The organism is Elusimicrobiota bacterium, assembly GCA_040757695.1.
Classification (GTDB): Bacteria; Elusimicrobiota; UBA8919; order UBA8919; family UBA8919; genus JBFLWK01.
The window spans coordinates 1-1,156 of sequence record JBFLWK010000248.1 but is presented as its reverse complement, the minus strand read 5'-3'; the positions used below and the strand labels follow the sequence as shown (position 1 = coordinate 1,156).

At 29.8% G+C, this 1,156-nt stretch carries 2 protein-coding genes; both read right to left on the bottom strand.

The window, feature by feature from the left end:
* Positions 1–6 precede the first annotated feature (6 nt).
* Entirely contained in the window at positions 7–792 is a 786-nt protein-coding gene (locus AB1349_14540; GenBank protein ID MEW6558544.1) for an IS630 family transposase, read from the bottom strand.
* A 29-nt stretch (positions 793–821) separates the two neighbouring features.
* Positions 822–1,043 carry a helix-turn-helix domain-containing protein gene (locus tag AB1349_14535; protein ID MEW6558543.1) on the bottom strand — a complete coding sequence of 74 codons (222 nt, stop codon included), beginning with the start codon at positions 1,041–1,043 and terminating at the stop codon, positions 822–824.
* Between the last annotated feature and the right edge of the window lie 113 nt (positions 1,044–1,156).

Genomic DNA, 1,156 nt, shown 5'->3' with positions numbered 1-1,156 from the left:
AAAAGATTAAGAAGCACTTGCATAATGTACTTTTACACCAGAAAAATAGTTCTGAATTTTTTGTGGATTTTTTTGAAAACTTTTTAATTTGCTTATCACCATTGATTTTAATTCATTTCTATCTGAAGGCCTCTTTGATTTATAGATATTTGCCTTTAGATCTTGATTCAAAAGCTCATCAGGATTCATATCTGGACTATAAGGAGGCAGAAAAAACAACTCAATTCTTCTTTTATGTTTGTTAATCCACTCTTTAACCATTTTAGATTTATGAACAGAAAGATTGTCAACAATAAGAAATATCTTACCTTTTTTGTGTTTAATGAGTCTTTTTAAGAATTCTATAAATACTCTAGAGGAAAATCTACCTGTATAAGTCATAAAACTAAGATTACCATAGTTTGTAATTGCTGAAATCATATTTACACTGAATCTTTTAGCACTTATTTTTATTTCTGGAGTAACTCCTTTAGGAGAAAAACTTTTTCTAGAAGAATGAGTTGATCTTAATCCTGTCTCATCAGCCCAAAATATTGTTGCTTTCTGCTTTTTAGCTTTTTCTTTGATTTGTGGGTATTGATTTGTTAACCATTCTTCAACAAGCTTAGGGTTCTGTTCGTAAGCTTTTTTATATGGTTTTTGAGAACTAAAACCCCACTTTGCTAGATAACGACTAACTGTAGTTAATGATACTTCAATATTAAACTTGTTTTTTATTAGTTGTTGTATTGCTTCTCTGGTCCATAAGACAAATGGCATCTTCAATTGCTCTGGGTGTCTGTCTTTTATTATATTTACAATTGCTGCAGCTTGATAACCAACTAATTTTGGCTCTTGAGGATTACCTCTTTTTTTGACTTAAGAGATTTCTTGCCATTAGCCTTATAATTGTTATACCAACCATTAACAGACTGTCTTGATACACCCAAAAGATTTGCTGTTTCTGTTTGTGTTAAACCTGATTTAACCATTAAAACAGCTTTTTCTCGGATTATATCCTGTTCTTTTTGGGTTAAGTTTCTGGTATCATTCTTCTCGTTCATCTAATAATTTTAACATATTTGAGCTTTATCTGTCAAACATTTTATGAACGGAGTAATAACAATAAAATATCAAGAATTATTGAACAAATAAAAAAACCTCTTATCGAGGCTTT

Bases quoted from the DNA above. Each gene is read 5' to 3' on its own strand.
- AB1349_14535 (MEW6558543.1), bottom strand. From the start codon at position 1,043: ATGAACGAGAAGAATGATACCAGAAACTTAACCCAAAAAGAACAGGAT.